Annotated in this window: 15 protein-coding genes; 7 read left to right on the top strand and 8 right to left on the bottom strand. The window is 50.0% G+C overall.

What is annotated here, in order from left to right:
* Position 1: 1 nt before the first annotated feature.
* The gene (locus CEK71_RS07860; protein ID WP_088618878.1) at positions 2 to 496 is read right to left on the bottom strand and encodes an LPS-assembly lipoprotein LptE; all 495 of its coding nucleotides are present in this window, start codon (positions 494 to 496) and stop codon (positions 2 to 4) included.
* A gap of 11 nt (positions 497 to 507) precedes the next feature.
* The gene (gene leuS, locus CEK71_RS07855) at positions 508 to 3,096 is read right to left on the bottom strand and encodes a leucine--tRNA ligase (protein ID WP_088618877.1); all 2,589 of its coding nucleotides are present in this window, start codon (positions 3,094 to 3,096) and stop codon (positions 508 to 510) included.
* Positions 3,097 to 3,178: 82 nt separating this feature from the next.
* On the opposite strand from leuS, the gene CEK71_RS07850 reads away from it, so the two are divergent.
* The 7 genes from CEK71_RS07850 (at position 3,179) to CEK71_RS07820 (ending at position 9,738) form a co-directional block, all read left to right on the top strand.
* Positions 3,179 to 3,664 carry a zinc ribbon-containing protein gene (locus CEK71_RS07850; RefSeq protein WP_088618876.1) on the top strand — a complete coding sequence of 162 codons (486 nt, stop codon included), beginning with the start codon at positions 3,179 to 3,181 and terminating at the stop codon, positions 3,662 to 3,664.
* A 72-nt stretch (positions 3,665 to 3,736) separates the two neighbouring features.
* Positions 3,737 to 4,519 carry a ParA family protein gene (locus CEK71_RS07845; RefSeq protein ID WP_088618875.1) on the top strand — a complete coding sequence of 261 codons (783 nt, stop codon included), beginning with the start codon at positions 3,737 to 3,739 and terminating at the stop codon, positions 4,517 to 4,519.
* A gap of 18 nt (positions 4,520 to 4,537) precedes the next feature.
* Positions 4,538 to 5,680: a GNAT family N-acetyltransferase gene (locus CEK71_RS07840; RefSeq protein WP_088618874.1), complete on the top strand. Its 1,143-nt coding sequence runs from the start codon at positions 4,538 to 4,540 to the stop codon at positions 5,678 to 5,680.
* 88 nt (positions 5,681 to 5,768) lie between these two features.
* Positions 5,769 to 5,939, top strand: a complete 171-nt coding sequence (locus CEK71_RS07835; protein WP_088618873.1) for a rubredoxin — start codon at positions 5,769 to 5,771, stop codon at positions 5,937 to 5,939.
* Positions 5,940 to 6,179: 240 nt separating this feature from the next.
* The gene (locus CEK71_RS07830) at positions 6,180 to 7,874 is read left to right on the top strand and encodes an ABC transporter ATP-binding protein/permease (RefSeq protein WP_088618872.1); all 1,695 of its coding nucleotides are present in this window, start codon (positions 6,180 to 6,182) and stop codon (positions 7,872 to 7,874) included.
* An 80-nt stretch (positions 7,875 to 7,954) separates the two neighbouring features.
* Entirely contained in the window at positions 7,955 to 9,076 is a 1,122-nt protein-coding gene (locus CEK71_RS07825) for a glycoside hydrolase family 5 protein (protein WP_088618871.1), read from the top strand.
* 296 nt (positions 9,077 to 9,372) lie between these two features.
* Positions 9,373 to 9,738, top strand: coding sequence for a hypothetical protein (locus tag CEK71_RS07820; protein ID WP_088618870.1), 366 nt, complete (start codon positions 9,373 to 9,375; stop codon positions 9,736 to 9,738).
* Positions 9,739 to 9,792: 54 nt separating this feature from the next.
* On the opposite strand, the gene CEK71_RS07815 is transcribed toward CEK71_RS07820, so the two are convergent.
* From CEK71_RS07815 to CEK71_RS07790, 6 genes are all read right to left on the bottom strand, one after another.
* Positions 9,793 to 10,299 carry a L,D-transpeptidase gene (locus tag CEK71_RS07815; protein ID WP_088618869.1) on the bottom strand — a complete coding sequence of 169 codons (507 nt, stop codon included), beginning with the start codon at positions 10,297 to 10,299 and terminating at the stop codon, positions 9,793 to 9,795.
* 116 nt (positions 10,300 to 10,415) lie between these two features.
* Positions 10,416 to 11,273, bottom strand: a complete 858-nt coding sequence (locus CEK71_RS07810) for an FG-GAP repeat domain-containing protein (protein ID WP_088618868.1) — start codon at positions 11,271 to 11,273, stop codon at positions 10,416 to 10,418.
* A 717-nt stretch (positions 11,274 to 11,990) separates the two neighbouring features.
* On the bottom strand, positions 11,991 to 13,328 hold the full coding sequence (gene rlmD / locus CEK71_RS07805) for a 23S rRNA (uracil(1939)-C(5))-methyltransferase RlmD (RefSeq protein ID WP_088618867.1): 1,338 nt from the start codon (positions 13,326 to 13,328) through the stop codon (positions 11,991 to 11,993).
* Between the two features lie 144 nt (positions 13,329 to 13,472).
* The gene (gene cysM / locus CEK71_RS07800) at positions 13,473 to 14,363 is read right to left on the bottom strand and encodes a cysteine synthase CysM (protein WP_088618866.1); all 891 of its coding nucleotides are present in this window, start codon (positions 14,361 to 14,363) and stop codon (positions 13,473 to 13,475) included.
* A gap of 187 nt (positions 14,364 to 14,550) precedes the next feature.
* Positions 14,551 to 14,898: a roadblock/LC7 domain-containing protein gene (locus CEK71_RS07795; protein ID WP_088618865.1), complete on the bottom strand. Its 348-nt coding sequence runs from the start codon at positions 14,896 to 14,898 to the stop codon at positions 14,551 to 14,553.
* 126 nt (positions 14,899 to 15,024) lie between these two features.
* Entirely contained in the window at positions 15,025 to 15,438 is a 414-nt protein-coding gene (locus CEK71_RS07790; RefSeq protein WP_088618864.1) for a PilZ domain-containing protein, read from the bottom strand.
* Between the last annotated feature and the right edge of the window lie 254 nt (positions 15,439 to 15,692).

The following is a 15,692-nucleotide window of genomic DNA, read 5'->3' as shown; positions in this document are numbered from 1 at the left end:
CTTATTTTTTGTCGGTAGCCAAACTGAGCCGGATACGGTCTAGCATTATCCGCACCGCTTGCTGGAGCATTTCGTTACGGATAACCTGCTGCTCGTTATCCTTGGCGACAATATCTTGCTGATTATTAAAATATTCGCGCTTAATCTCCACAGGCAAGCCTTCCAGCACGACCGCCCCATCGGCTTTAACCAGGGTATATTGCAGGCGATAGTACAATTCCAGCTCATTAGAGCGGCCTCTGGCACTGAGCGACAACACCCGTTGGTCGCTAATTTCATTAGCCACATTAATGACGACACCGGCAGCTTCTGGGCTTGTGGTCAGTTCACCGGAAACCCCACGCAAGACTTTTCTGAATTGCTCACGCAACTGCATGGACGCACCGTTCAGATAGACTTTTTTCAGGCTGTCCGGCAAATCGACCGCACCGCGCAAATGATAGCCACAGGCGGCCAACAGTAAGGCTACGACCACAATAAAGGCTTTAGGTGCCATCACTTTATCCTTTAAATAACGATATTCACCAGTTTTTTAGGCACGACAATCACCTTTTTAATCGGGGCATTGTCAATAAAACGCACTATATGCTCATCGGCAAGGGCTTTGGCCTGCACTTCGTCGTTAGCGGCATTGGCCGACACGGTGACTTTACCACGCAGCTTACCATTAACTTGCACCATAATCTCCAACTCATCCTGCACCAACGCCGATTCGTCCGCTTGCGGCCACGCTTGTGTCACCACCGCCCCGTCATGGCCCAAAGCCTGCCATAAGTGGTGGCAAATATGCGGCACGATAGGCGACAGCATCAAGACGATCGCTTCCAAGACTTCTTGGCTAATCGCTTTGCCATTGGCCGAATCGTCGGTAAATTTCGCCAGCGTGTTAATCAGTTCCATATTCGCGGCAATGGCGGTGTTGAAGATGGTACGCACACCGACATCATGGCTGACTTTTTGGATAGTTTGGTGCAATTGCCGCCGAACGGCGCGTTGCTCGGCGGTTAAGGCGGCTTTATCGACCACTACCTGGCTTAAGCCAGCGCTCACATGCAGGTAAACCTGCCGCCACAGCCGTTTCAAAAACCGTGATGCGCCTTCGACACCACTATCAGACCACGCTAACGACTGTTCCGGCGGCGCGGCAAACATGATGAACAGGCGCACGGTATCGGCCCCGTATTGGTCAATCAGCACTTGCGGGTCAACACCGTTATTTTTCGATTTGGACATTTTTTCAATATTGCCCACCGTGACTTCCGAACCGTCCGCCGCCAATTTGGCGCTGATGATCTTGCCCTTCTTATCGCATTCGACCTCAACCTGAGTCAAATTATAATACTGTTTATGGCCGTGGCTGTTGATTTGATAAAAAGTTTCCGCCACCACCATGCCTTGGGTCAGCAATTTTTTAAATGGCTCATCACAGGCCACCAAGCCTTCGTCACGCAGCAACTTGGTATAAAACCGCGCATACAGCAGATGTAAGATCGCATGTTCGATACCGCCGATATAATAATCGACCGGCAACCAATGGTTAACCTTAGCATCCAGCATGGCCGTATCCGGCTGGCTGGCAAAACGGGCAAAATACCAAGACGACTCCATAAACGTGTCAAAGGTATCGGTTTCGCGCCGTGCGGGCTGGCCGCAGGTCGGGCAAGTGGTCTTGGAAAAGGTCGGATGCGCCACCAGCGGCGATTGCGAACCGTCCAACACCACATCGCGCGGTAAAGTGACAGGCAAGTCTTGCTCAGGCACAGGCACAGTGCCACAGCCGTCACAATAGATGACCGGAATCGGCGCACCCCAATAACGTTGCCGCGACACGCCCCAATCACGCAGACGGAAATTGACCTTACGCAAGCCCTTACCCGCTTGCTCAAGGGTTTCGGCAATACCGACAAAGGCCTGTTCAGAGCTTAAACCGTCAAACGGGCCGGAATTTTTTAACACACCTTTGGCGGTATAGGCCTGCTGTGCACAATCGGCCTCGTCGTCACCCGGCTTGGCGAAAATCACTTGTTTGATGGCAATACCGTATTTTTGCGCAAATTCATAATCGCGTTGGTCGTGCGCGGGTACGGCCATCACCGCACCTGTGCCGTAGCCCATCAGGACGAAATTGGCAATCCATACCGGCACTTGTTCGCCAGTGATGGGATGCAGGGCGTAGAGGCCGGAAGCGATACCGCGTTTTTCCATGGTCTCCATGGCCGCTTCTGACGTTTCCATCAGCTTGCATTCGTCGATAAACGCCTGGATGTCCGCATTATCGGCAGCCGCCGCCAACGCCAGCGGGTGTTCGGCAGCAATGGCGAGATACGTCACCCCCATTAAGGTATCGGGGCGGGTGGTGTAAATCCGCACCGCCTGATCACTGTCCGGCAAGGCAAAATCCATTTCCACGCCTTCCGAACGGCCTATCCAATTCGCCTGCATGGTCTTGACCTGCTCAGGCCAGCCATCCAGCGTCTCTAACGCCGATAACAGCTCTTGCGCATAATCGGTGATCTTTAAAAACCATTGGGCAATTTCTTTACGCTCGACCTGAGTGTCGCAACGCCAGCAACAGCCGTCTATCACCTGCTCGTTCGCCAAGACCGTCAAATCGTTAGGACACCAGTTAACCGGAGCGGTCTTTTTATAGACCAGCCCTTTCGCCAGCAATTTCAAGAACAGCCATTGTTCCCATTTATAGTATTCAGGGTCACAAGTGGCGACTTCCCTATCCCAATCATAACCGAAGCCTAAGCGTTTGAGCTGGTCGCGCATATAGTCGATATTGCTGTACGTCCAATCGGCAGGATGTACGCCGTTTTGCATAGCGGCATTTTCGGCAGGCAAACCAAAGGCATCCCAGCCCATAGGCTGCAAGACGTTTTTGCCGAGCATCCGTTGATAGCGGCTAATCACATCGCCTATCGTGTAATTACGGACATGGCCCATGTGCAGTTTGCCGCTAGGATACGGGAACATGGATAGGCAGTAATACTTATCCGCAGGCGAAGATTCCGAAGCTTTAAATACGCCTGAGGCGGCCCAGACATTTTGTGCGTCTTGCTCAATGATGAGCGGTTGATAATTTTCTTGCATCCTTCTCGTCTTTTACCGATCAAAAGCGTTAGAATACCGTACAGTTGCTTAAATCTAAAGCGTCATTTTCAGGAGTTGGACTATGAATAAAAATAATCTTATCAATGCATATCTCGATTTAATGGGACATCTTTACGAAGTCATGGACGATACCTTGCATTCGTTTGCCGACAGCTTGGATATTGCCAAAGAAAAGATAAGCAAAGTCAGCGACTTGACTAATGAAGAGCTGGACAAGGTCGGGCATTTCCTCAAGCGCGACGTGGAACATGCCGCACAAGGCTTAGCGGGCGATGCGGATAACGAATCCTTAAGCGAGTGGTTTAAATTTGACGTGCAACTGTTGGAAAACTTCACCTTGGATGCGTTTCTAGGTTTGGCCGACAAAACCCGCATCGAACTGGCCAAGCTGGAGCAGTTAGCGACCAAACACATTTACCATAGCGGTGACATCACCAGCCCGGGCACTTTTATCTGTGACGCGTGCGGCAAAGAAATCGCCTTTAAGGCCGCCAGCGAAATCCCCGAATGCCCGGCTTGCCATAGCAATACCTTTGTCAGAATCTGACCTAAACCCTTAGCAAGCCCCCTCCAGCGGGGGCTTTAAAGCACAAATTATTAATTTAAAACAGGAACAACCATGCGTAGAGTGATTTTCAATCAAAAAGGCGGGGTCGGCAAATCCACCATCACCTGTAATCTGGCGGCAATCAGCGCCGTTGAAGGCAAACGGACTTTAGTGATTGATTTAGACGTACAAGGCAACTCTACGCAATACCTGTTAGGGGCGAAAGTCAGCGAGAGCGACAAAACCATCGCCCTGTTCTTTAAAAACTGCCTAAGCTTATCCCTATTCGGCGGCGGCAATAACGATTCGGGTTTGGAAACCATCATCCATGAGACCCCCTTCCCTAACCTGTTCGTTATCCCCTCGCACCCTGAGCTTGATCCCCTACAAAGCCGCTTAGAAGCCCGGTTTAAAATCTTTAAACTCAAAGAAGCTCTGGAAAAACTCCAAGGCTTCGACAATATTTTTATCGACACCCCGCCGATTTTAAATTTCTATAGCCAATCGGCATTGATTGCCGCCGAAAAATGCCTGATTCCGTTTGATTGCGACAGTTTTGCCAGAGAAGCGTTGTACACGTTGATGCAATCGGTCGCCGAAGTCAAGGCCGACCATAACCAAAACTTGTCAGTAGAGGGCATAGTCGTCAACCAATACCAAAAACAAGCGAACTTGCCACGGCAATTGGTCGAAGAGCTGATCGCCGAAGGCCTACCCGTCTTGGCGGCGATGATCTCACCATCGGTGAAAGTCAGGGAATCGCATTCCGCCTCGCAACCGCTCATCCATTACGCGCCTGCCCATAAACTCAGCGACGAATTCCGCGCCCTCTATGCCGAACTGCATAGCCTGTAAGTTCTTGTTGGCCAAGCCATGCGGATACAGCAGCTAGATAGCCTAGCCCACGTCGAAGCCGCCGCCTGGAACTGCCTGGCGGGCACGGCCTATCCGTTCCTGCGCCATGAGTTTCTGCTCGCCCTAGAACAGTCGGGAGCCGTGTCCGACAGCACCGGCTGGCAGCCCCAACACTTATTGCTCAGCGACGCGGACGGGCTGTGCGCCATTATGCCCTTGTACCTGAAAAACCATTCGCGGGGTGAATTTGTTTTCGACCAACAATGGGCGAATGCCTACCGCCAACACGGCCTGAACTATTATCCGAAATTACTGGCCGCGATCCCCTTCACGCCCTGCCCAGGGCCGCGCTTTGCGGTCAGGCCGGATATTGACCCAGACCGCGCCCTGCAACTGCTCTTGGCCGCGTGCCAACAACAAGCCCAACAACAGGGCATTTCTTCGTGGCACTGCCTGTTTCCCGAAGCGGGACAACTGGCGCAACTGCAACGCCTGCCCGTCAGTATCCGTACCGGCGTACAATTCCAATGGTTTAACCCTGGTTACGCTGACTTTGAGGCATTTTTACAAACCCTTAATGCCAGTAAACGCAAAATGCTCAAACGCGAACGCCGCCGGGTCGGCGAACAAGGCGTGGTGCTGCAACAACTAGCTGGGGCCGACATTAGCGACGCGCAATGGCGGGTGTTTTTTCAATTCTACGCCCTCACCTACCTGAAAAAAGCCTCGCAACCCTACCTGAACTTGGCGTTCTTCCAACAAATCGCCCAGACCATGCCCGAACAGCTCCTAATGGTAATCGCGCTTAAAGACGGTAACCCCGTCGGCACGGCCTTAAGCTTTATCGGTGCCGACACCCTGTATGGCCGCTATTGGGGCTGTTACGAAGAATACAATTCCCTGCATTTTGAAGCCTGTTACTACCAAGGCATAGACTACTGCATAGCACACCAACTCGCCCGCTTCGATTCAGGGGCGCAAGGCGAACACAAAATCGCCCGTGGCTTTACCCCCGTCACCACCACCTCCGCCCATTGGCTACAAGACGCAGCCTTTGCCGAAGCCGTCGACGATTTTGTCCGGCGCGAGCAGGCGGCAGTACAGGTTTATAAAGCCGAGGCAAGCACTTACTTGCCTTTCAAAAAGTGCGGCACAGATTAACATTGAAAATCACACAGGAAATGTTACATTCAAATAAGCCCACCACCGTTGCGGTGGCCTGTTCTTTAAACCATAATGAGGAAACAACATGTCTGATTATAAAAAATACGAATGTGAAGTCTGCGGCCATATTTATGACGAAGCCGAAGGCGATCCAGATTCTGATATTGCCCCCGGCACACGCTGGGAAGATGTGCCAGAAGACTGGCGTTGCCCAGACTGCCGGGTCGGCAAAGAAGATTTTGTGTTAATGGCTTAACGTGCTAACGGCATGGGTTTGCCGCCATCCTGCAAAAAAAATGCAAACCCATAGCCTACTAATTTAAAAGACGACACCTTGATAAAAATAGCTAAACGCAGTGCAGATGCGGCCTTGACAACAATAAATAAACGCCAACCAGCACACGCTACGTTTTTACCTTCATTCAGCACCGCACAGGATCAATAATAACCGACAAGCAAGCCTGTGCAGATGCTACCTTTACTTGGAGTAAGGCTTATGCAGTTTAAAAATGGATTTTTCACGCAATTTTTACACCTGGCAGGGCCGTTCTGGTCTGGGGAAAACCGCACCGAAGTCCGTCGGCAAACCCTGTTTCTGATTGGCCTGACCATTTTGCAAATGGTCATCGCTGTCCTGATTACCGAATGGAGCGCGGCTCTGTTTAATGCCCTAGAGCAGCATTCCATGTCGGGCCTACTGCAAGAAATGGCTTTATTGGTGCTGATTTTTATCGCCAATATGACCGTTACCGTCAAGCACCTGAAAATCAAACGGCAGTTGCAAATCGGCTGGCGGGAATGGCTGACCGGACAAGTCACCGAACGCTGGATGCACCAAGGGCGGCATTATCAGGTTACCCACATCAAAACCGCCCGACACGACAACCCGGACGGGCGCATTGCCGAGGATATCCGCATCGCCACCGAAGATGCCATTACCCTATGCCATACGCTGTTTTACAGCCTGCTGTCCTTGGCCAGTTTTTCGGTCATACTTTGGGGCATTTCCGGCACTGTTACCTTGGATTTTGGCCTGTTCACCTTCACCATCCACGGCTATCTGGTATGGGTGGCGATCATTTATGCCGTCAGTGCGTCTTTCTTGGGTTGGCGGATTGGCCGCCCGTTAACGAAAGCAACCGATGCGCGGCAGACGGTCGAAGCCGACTTCCGTTTCGATTTGGTCACCGTCCGCGAAAACTCCCAAGCGATTGCCTTGATTAAAGGCGAAGCCCAAGAGCGCAAACGGCTACGGCATTTGTTCGACGACATTATCCGTGCCTATCATCGGCAAACCCAAGCCATGGCGAACATCATCCTGTTCTCGTCCGGCTACTCGGTACTGTCGATGGCCTTCCCGGTACTGGTCTCCGCGCCACGTTACATCTTGGGCAACATTAGCTTGGGTAGCCTGATGCAAGCGGTGCAAGCCTTCCAACAAACCACCTCAGCCCTGTCCTGGCCTGTTGACAATATGTCGGCGGTCGCACAATGGCGGGCTTCGGTCGAGCGGGTACTCAGCCTGATGCAAGCCTTGGAGGACTTGGAGCAAGAGCTCGCCCGCCCCGACCCTTACCGCATTGTCCTGGAAAAATCCGAGCAACCCATCCTGCGCTTCCACAAGCTGTGCATAGGCAAACTCGACCGCATGGTTTGCATGTCGGTCTTTGATGAATTCATTCGCCCTGGCGAACACCTGCTGATTACCGGCGATACCGCGACCGGCGCGAAACTGTTTAAAGCGGTCGCCGGTTTATGGCCGTGGGGTGAAGGCCGTATTGAACTGCCCGATGACGAACCGATGTTTTTTATGCCGCCCCGCCCGTATTTGCCCACGGGCAGCTTGCGTGATGCCATTTGCTACCCCGATGAAGCGGACACCCTGAAAACGGGTGAATTGGAACAGCTCATGGAGTGGGTCGGCCTTAAAAACCTGACCGAACAACTCGAAAAAACCGACATTTGGTATAACGCTTTGGCACGCGAACAGCAGCAACGCCTAGGCGTGGTGCGGCTGTTGCTAAAAAAACCCAAATGGATTTTGTTACAAGAAGCTTTTGATTCTTTGCCGCCTGATGGCGAAACCGATATGTACCGCCTCATCAGCCAGCAACTGCCGGACGCGACCCTGCTGACCATCAGCAACCAGCCGACCGCCCACGCGTTCCATCAGCGGCGGATCACTTTATAGCCTTCTTAAAGCCGGCAACGGCGGTGAATAATGCGGCGAAGCCTTGGGCATAGCCGCCCTAAATGATGAGGAGAGTTAACATGCACACCACTTTCACCAACCCATTGGGCAAAAAATTGCGCGGGGTTAATCTTGGCAGTTGGCTGGTCATTGAAAAATGGATGGTACCCAGCCTCTTTGAGGGACTAGCCGCTACCGACGAAACCTCGTATTGTGTTGAATTAGGCGATAAGGCCGAAGCCGCACTGACCCGGCACTGGAACACCTTCATCACCCGTGACGATTTTGCCTGGATAGCCGCGCGGGGTCTTAACGCCGTGCGTATTCCGGTGGGGCATTGGATTTTTGGCCCCGACTACCCGTACCATCCCGCTTACGGCGATAAGCCATACCCCTTTGTACAAGGCGGCATTGCCATACTGGATCAGGCATTTGTTTGGGCCGAAGAACTTGGCCTGCATATTGTCTTGGATCTACATGCCGCCCCAGGTTGCCAAAATGGCTTTGACAATGGCGGCATCAAAGATGTGTGCGAATGGCATACCCAAACCGCTTATATAGACCATTCTTTAAGCGTTTTGGAACGGCTGGCGGCACGTTACCATCACAGCCCTGCCCTCCATGCCATTGAAGTGTTAAATGAGCCGCGTTGGGACATTCCTACCGCATTTTTGCAACACTACAACACCGAAGCCTACCGGCGCATCCGCAGCCATTGCCCGCCCGAACAGGTGGCGGTGATGTTCCATGACGGTTTCCGGTCTTATACCGAGTACAGCGGCTTTATGGCCGAGCCGACGTTTTCCAACGTGATTTTCGACATCCACCGTTACCAATGCTTTGTCCGTGAAGACATTGACCTGGACGTGCAAGGCCATATCGAAAAGTCCGTGGTCGAATGGAACAATGAAGCCGACGCGATTAACCGTGACCGTGGCATATCGACGGTGGTCGGCGAATGGAGCTTAGGCATCGATTTGCGGGTGGTGTCATTATGGGCAACCGGGCCTTTTAACCATGCATTAGAAGGTCTTGACAGCTTCCAAAGCGATGTCGCCTACCGCGCCCACGCCAGCGCCCAACTGATCACCTTTGAAAAATATCTGGGCTGGTTTTTCTGGAGCTACAAAACTGAAACGACGCCGGCGTGGTGTTTTCGGGATAGCGTGGAACGCGGCTGGCTACCCGACAAATTTGCCTGATTAAACCGCTAAGTAAGGCGTTATTTGAAAAAACAAGCATAAATTCATAAAAAAGAACCCGAAAAGCTTATTTTTAGGGTTCTTTTTTTTATGCCAAAAAATTAAATTTTTCTTTTAAAAACAGCTATATGACGTTATTTTTCGATTTTTTTAATACAATTTTGTGAAAAATTACTTTTTTTATAGGTACTACTTAATATTTTTTCGGCTATTTTATTGTTAACCTAATGGGGAGACATTTGTAGCTAGCTAAATGCTGGCATTAAGAGAATACCATCAGTATTCGGGAGGCCATTATGGCAGGTTATAAAGTGCTGACGATAACCGACAAAAATGAAACTGTAACAGATTCTTGCCGCTTTCTAAAAGAAATGGTGGTGGTTCTGGATGTGGGTAAAAATCATTTACAGCCCATCGTTAAAATCAAACTCTATAAAAGTTCTGTCCGCATCAACACCCCCTACGGTTTTGAGGTCAGCCATCATGCCCATATACCTACCGAAGCAGGCCCTTGCATGCCTTCAAAAGTGTGGTCAATGTCAGAGGGCGAAGCCGTTTCCAAGGCAATCAGCAAGGTAAAAAACCATATAAAAACAGCCATCGGCACAGGCCATCAACCCTCATCAAACTGGTTGCCCAGCAACTTATCGTCCAGGCATTAAAAACCACGCTACCCACACGGTGCGGATGGCCTTACCCGCCTAAACCCTAGCGGCTTATTCATGAATATAAACGTAAATGCCAGCTTCGACACAATCGAATAAATCGACGATATCGGCATTGTACATACGGATACAGCCGTGAGATTCCGGTAAGCCGTTCATCCGTTCATCAGGGGTACCGTGTAGGTAAATGTACCGCCAAGCGGTATCGACATTGCCATAGCGGTTACGTCCAGGTTCCAAACCGCCTAACCACAAAATGCGGGTGAGTATCCAGTCGCGTTCCGGGTGCTGTTGTTTAAGTATATCGTTATAGATTTCGCCAGTGGCGCGTCTGCCGATAAAAACGGCGTTCAGCGGTTGCCCGGCACCAATTTTGGCGCGGATCTTATGCCACCCTCTAGGCGTACAATAACTGCCCTTGAGTTCCCCCAGGCCTTTTTGGGCGGTGGAGACCGGATACGTTCGGATGATTTGCTGGTTTTCGATCAGCCGTAGTTGCTGGCTGGTAATAGCGATATCAATAAAGCTATCGGGCGGGGATGACGAAAGATAAGCCATAACGCTCGGTCTGGGAAGTGGTGGAAGGTGGCTATTATCACCCATCCGTGGCGCGACCGAAACCTTTTCATCAGGCCATGCGCCGACACCACCTGCCCTTTCCGCTTTCTGTACGCTTAGCGCATTATGCTAATCTCTGTCCTGCCGGTACCGGTTTGGTTTTTCTTGATCACCGCCAAATCGGTGTTGCCTTGCCTATCCCAAGCCGCCACGGCAAAAGCAAACTTATGGTCGGTCTCATGCTGGGGCGTACCGGTTTGCAGTAAATACTGTTGGAAATTGCTGGCACCGGACAAAACACTCACTTCGGTGCTGCCCGTACCCGTATGGCTTTTTTTGATGATAATCAAGTCTGGCCAGCCGTCGCCGTTCCAGTCGGCCACCGCAAAATCAAAATTAGCATCGGTCTGATGCAGGGGAGTACCGGTTTGCAGCAAATACTCCTGATAGTTGGATGCGCCGGACAAAATGCTCACTTCGGTGCGGCCCGTACCCGTCCCGCTTTTTTTGATAATAAACAAATCTGGTTTGCCGTCACCCGTATAGTCCGCCACAGCGAAAGTAAACGTGTCATCGGTTTGGTGCAAAGGTGTACCAGTTTGCAATAAATACCGCTGAAAATTGCTGGCACCAGATAAAATGCTCACTTCGGTACTGCCCGTACCCGTGTTGCTTTTTTTAATGATAAACAGATCTGGCCAGCCATCGTTATTCCAATCGGCAACGGCAAAGGCAAAGGTATGGTCGGTTTGATGTAAATCTGTCGCGGTTTGCAGCAGATACTCCTGAAAACCGGAAGCGCCCGATAAAATACTGACTTCGGTCATGCCCGTACCCGTATTACTTTTTTTGATATTAAACAAATCAGGCCGACCATCGCCATTCCAATCGGCTAAGGCAAAGGCAAACGTATCATCAGTTTCATGTAAAGCGGTACCCGTTTGGAGAAGATAATTTTGAAAATTTGCAGCCATAAAATATCGTGAATTACAAAAAATAGAAAACGAAGCATGTTAAGGGCATCCCAATGGCACTAAAACTAGCAGTATCCTTGACGAGGGGGAGATGTCGCAAGCGAGGTTAGCATCAAAAAAGCCCGGTGACTTGAATGGGAGGTAATTGTGAAAATTAGGATGCGCGTAAATGACAAAGCAATATACATTCCATCATGTTATGGAATGGCAAAACCAACAGCCTAACCAAATTTAGGCCATAAAAACCTCAAACCAAACGATTTACCTTAGCGTTTCCCTCATCTTTTAGCGTTATAGACTACTTGTTAAGTATGACAATTCCTTTACAAGCATAGAAAATCGGCAAAAAAGCCGCCAAGCAACCTAACGTTATTATTTTGGCGACTAATTAGGCGAAACTCTAAAAAGATTATTCCGCGCTATTTCATGCAACTGCATATTAACAAACACCCGACCAACACTTAAGCAACTATGGCCAATGTTCCTATGGTAAGTTACCGCAAGGAACGGGCATAAAACACATCGGAAGCTTGCAAGGCTGAGCCGGATAAATGCCAAATTCATTTCGTCGCCATTTTTAGACAAATAGGCATTAAACACGCATACGCTTTATATTGGCGCACTAAGCGCACTAAGAATGGTCAAAAAAAGCCTTTATTGGCTAAAATCTGCGTCTCCGTCAGGATACGCAGAGCGTTTTCGGTTTTCTAAAAACAACTAGGCCTTTTTAAACAATGCCATAGACTCGACATGTCCCGTCTGCGGGAACATATCCATAACCCCGGCCCTAATTAACCGATAACCCAGCTCATTAACTAAAATACCGGCATCGCGGGCCAGCGTTGATGGGTTGCAAGAGACGTAAACAATTTGCTCCGGTTGCCATCTGGCAATATTAGGCAACACCTCAGACGCACCCGCCCGCGAAGGGTCCAGCAGGATCTTATTGTATTTGCGCATTGCCCACGGCTGGTCGCTAACGTCTTTGCTTAAGTCGGCAGCATAAAACTCCACATTAGCAATGCCATTATGGGCAGCATTGGCTTTGGCATGATTAACTAAGGGCTGGTCGCCTTCAATGCCGACCACATGCCCTGCCAAGGTCGCCATTGGCAGCGTAAAGTTACCCAACCCACAGAATAAATCCAACACCTGATCGTTGGCATTTAAATCCAATGCCGCCAAAACACAGTTAATCATTTGCCGGTTAATGTCATAGTTCACTTGGGTAAACATGGCCGGGCGAAAGAGAAACTCCAACCCTTGATCAGGAAGCCGATAGCTTAAAGGGATTTCCGGCTCTCCCGGCAGAGGCGTTATGGTATCGGGGCCTTTACTTTGCAAACACAGGCTAATGCCTTCGGCATGGGCAAAGCGGCGCATTTTTTCAATATCTTCCGCACTGGGCGGGGTAAGTACGCGTACCGCCAAAACACAACTGTCATCACCGATAGCGACTTCTATTTGCGGAATGTGCTCGCGTATCGACAGCCCCGCTATCATCTCGCCTAAAGCCAGCAAGCGCGTCCCTACTAAGGGGTGCATAACTACACAACTGTCAAGTTCCGCCAAATACTGATGCCGCCTTTCCCGAAAGCCGACCAATACCCGACCTTTCTTGGCAACATATTTAACCCCCATCCGTGCCTTACGCCGATAACCCCAATGCGGGCCTTGCAAAGGCTCCCATAATTCGGGGATGGTCACTTTACCGATCCGTTTGAATTGCTCCAGCAGCAAATCCTGCTTAATACGGATTTGCGCCGCCGATTCGACATGCTGGAAACTACAGCCGCCGCAAGTGCCATAATGCGCACAAAGAGGCTCGACACGGTCAGCGGCACGGCTTAATAACGTAACCACCTTGCCTTCGGCATAGTCTTTACGGCTGTCGGTATAGATAAACTCTACGGCTTCGCCAGGCAAAGCCTCATCAATAAAAATCACTTTGCCATCGACATGGGCGACCCCACGGCCATCATGGGCTAACGATTCGATAGTGACGGTAACGGGCTGATCGGGTAATTTACGGGTTTTGTTTCGGGTACGGGCCATGCTTAAGTTTTACGGATAGGTTAGTGGGAAAAGCGATTTTAGAAGTCTTTAGGGAAGTTTTAGGAAGAAGGGCTTCTGAGGATACCCGCTGTGCCTACAAGTAGCCATAGCGGGAGGCAATACCATGCAAAAGATGGGCAACCGTCAACCAGGAAACACGCCTGTCGATAGGTAGCGGTCACCACGGTCGCAAACAATCGCCACAATCACCGCATTTTCAAGCCCGGCGGACAATTGTAACGCGGCCGCGACCGCCCCACCCGAAGAGATGCCCGCAAATATACCTTCTTCAGCGGCCAAAGCGCGGGTAGTTTGTTCGGCCAACGCTTGTCCCATACCAATAATACGGTCAACCCTATCGGCTTGGTAAATTTTGGGCAAATACGCTTGCGGCCAACGGCGGATGCCGGGGATTTTCGCATCGCCCTCTGGCTGCACACCGATGATTTGAATAGCGGGGTTTTGCTCTTTAAGAAAACGTGAATTGCCCATAATAGTACCTGTCGTGCCCATGGCACTGACAAAATGGGTAATCTGCCCTTGGGTATCGCGCCAAATTTCAGGGCCTGTGCTTTCATAATGGGCACGCGGATTGTCGGGATTAGCGAATTGGTTAAGAATTTTACCCAGACCTTGCGCTTCCATGCTGTTGGCCAAATCAATTGCCGCTTCCATACTGCCCGCCGCAGGCGTCAGAATAATCTCCGCCCCATAAGCCTTCATTGAGGCCCTGCGCTCTTCGCTCATATTATCGGGCATAATTAAGGTCATCTTATAGCCTTTGATTGCCGCCGCCATCGCCAAGGCAATACCGGTATTGCCGCTGGTCGCTTCGATAAGGCGGTCGCCTGGTTTGATGTCACCCCTCGCCTCGGCATATTTAATCATGCTCAGAGCGGCACGGTCTTTAATGGAGCCGGCGGGGTTATTGCCTTCGAGTTTAACAAGGATAGTGTTGGAGGTGAGACCCGGCAACCGTTGCAGCCTGACTAAAGGCGTATTGCCGACAAAAGATTCGATGGTAGGATAATTCATGGCTGGTCACAACGTAAAAAATGGAAAGCCCAGATTATCCCATAAAAGCGCGGGATAAAAGTTGTGTTTTCTTAAGGCAAGAGAGTATTTCCTGGGCAACAGGCAAAAAAAAGCAACCTCAAGCCGAAAGGCCCGAAGTTGCCGTCCAAACCGAACCGATCATAATAAAACGTTTTCCAAAGTGTGATTAGGCAACGAGCAGCATTTTTTCAACGGCATTTTTAACATTTGATATAACATGCTCCAATTCAGTATGTGACTTCATGATAACGGTCAATACCGATTCTTCACCCGCTTGAGTCATCAGGATGTAATTTCTGGAGCTTTTCACCATAATTTGCTCCAAAACGCCATCGGCAAGGTCACGGATACTTTGGATGCCCACCGAATTGAGCGCGGCGCTCACCGCACCAAAGGTATCCTCATTCATACCCTTAGGCAAAACCGAGGCAATCACCATACCATCAGTTGAGATCAGGGCAGACGCTTCAATATTACTACAGGCATTGTTCAAATCTTCGAGTATAGAGTACATGACAGTATCCTGGGCAGTTAAGGAAAGGCGGGGATACGGCCAATATTATTGGCCGCTATTACATAATACCAATAAAATCAAATAATACTATTAATTTTCAGACGAAAATAGAGTCAACATGGCTCATCAGAAATCTTCAGGGGGGATTTTCTCCAATGAACACAGGTATTCTTTAATATTAAAGCGACCCACTAAAGCAGTTAATTTTGCCACCGCATGGTTAGTTGCCGCGTCAAGATCACAAAAAACCACGGCGATACCTGCCGGAAACGTTTTATTGCTTAAAGGTGAGGTGTAAACCGCTTCACATTTCAACGCTAATCTTTCTACGTTAAACACAATTTCAATATCGCCGACATCAGCAATCTCCCTAAGCGTCAGCTCAACGCCGGGGTGTGTTAAAAATGCGCCGTTTAGGCTGATATTTTCGACTGTCCCTGTATAACTGCGGCCCTGTATGACCATTTGGTAAGTCAGTCCGATAACGGCGGTGTCAGGATGATAAGTCGGCTGGGATTGGGTATGGGTAGGAGTTTGCATAACGTTGTCCTCATACATTCAGAGACAACTTTGCTTTATCAGCAAAGTCTGTTTTTATTGGGGAGTTACAGGGCATTATTGTGCCAGATAGGGCAAATGCCATTAAAGATAGCGTCAAAATAGTCTGAAGGCAGCATTCAATAGAGGCCATTTGAAAGCATTTTGACTTTCGCACGGCGCATGAAATAAATTTGCCATTTCATGCTCACCTCCCTAATTAGCCTGCTTATGTTCATGTTCTGGCTCAATCCAGC

Source organism: Methylovulum psychrotolerans (genome assembly GCF_002209385.1).
Taxonomy (GTDB): Bacteria; Pseudomonadota; Gammaproteobacteria; order Methylococcales; family Methylomonadaceae; genus Methylovulum; species Methylovulum psychrotolerans.
This window is presented reverse-complemented; position numbering and strand designations above follow the sequence as displayed.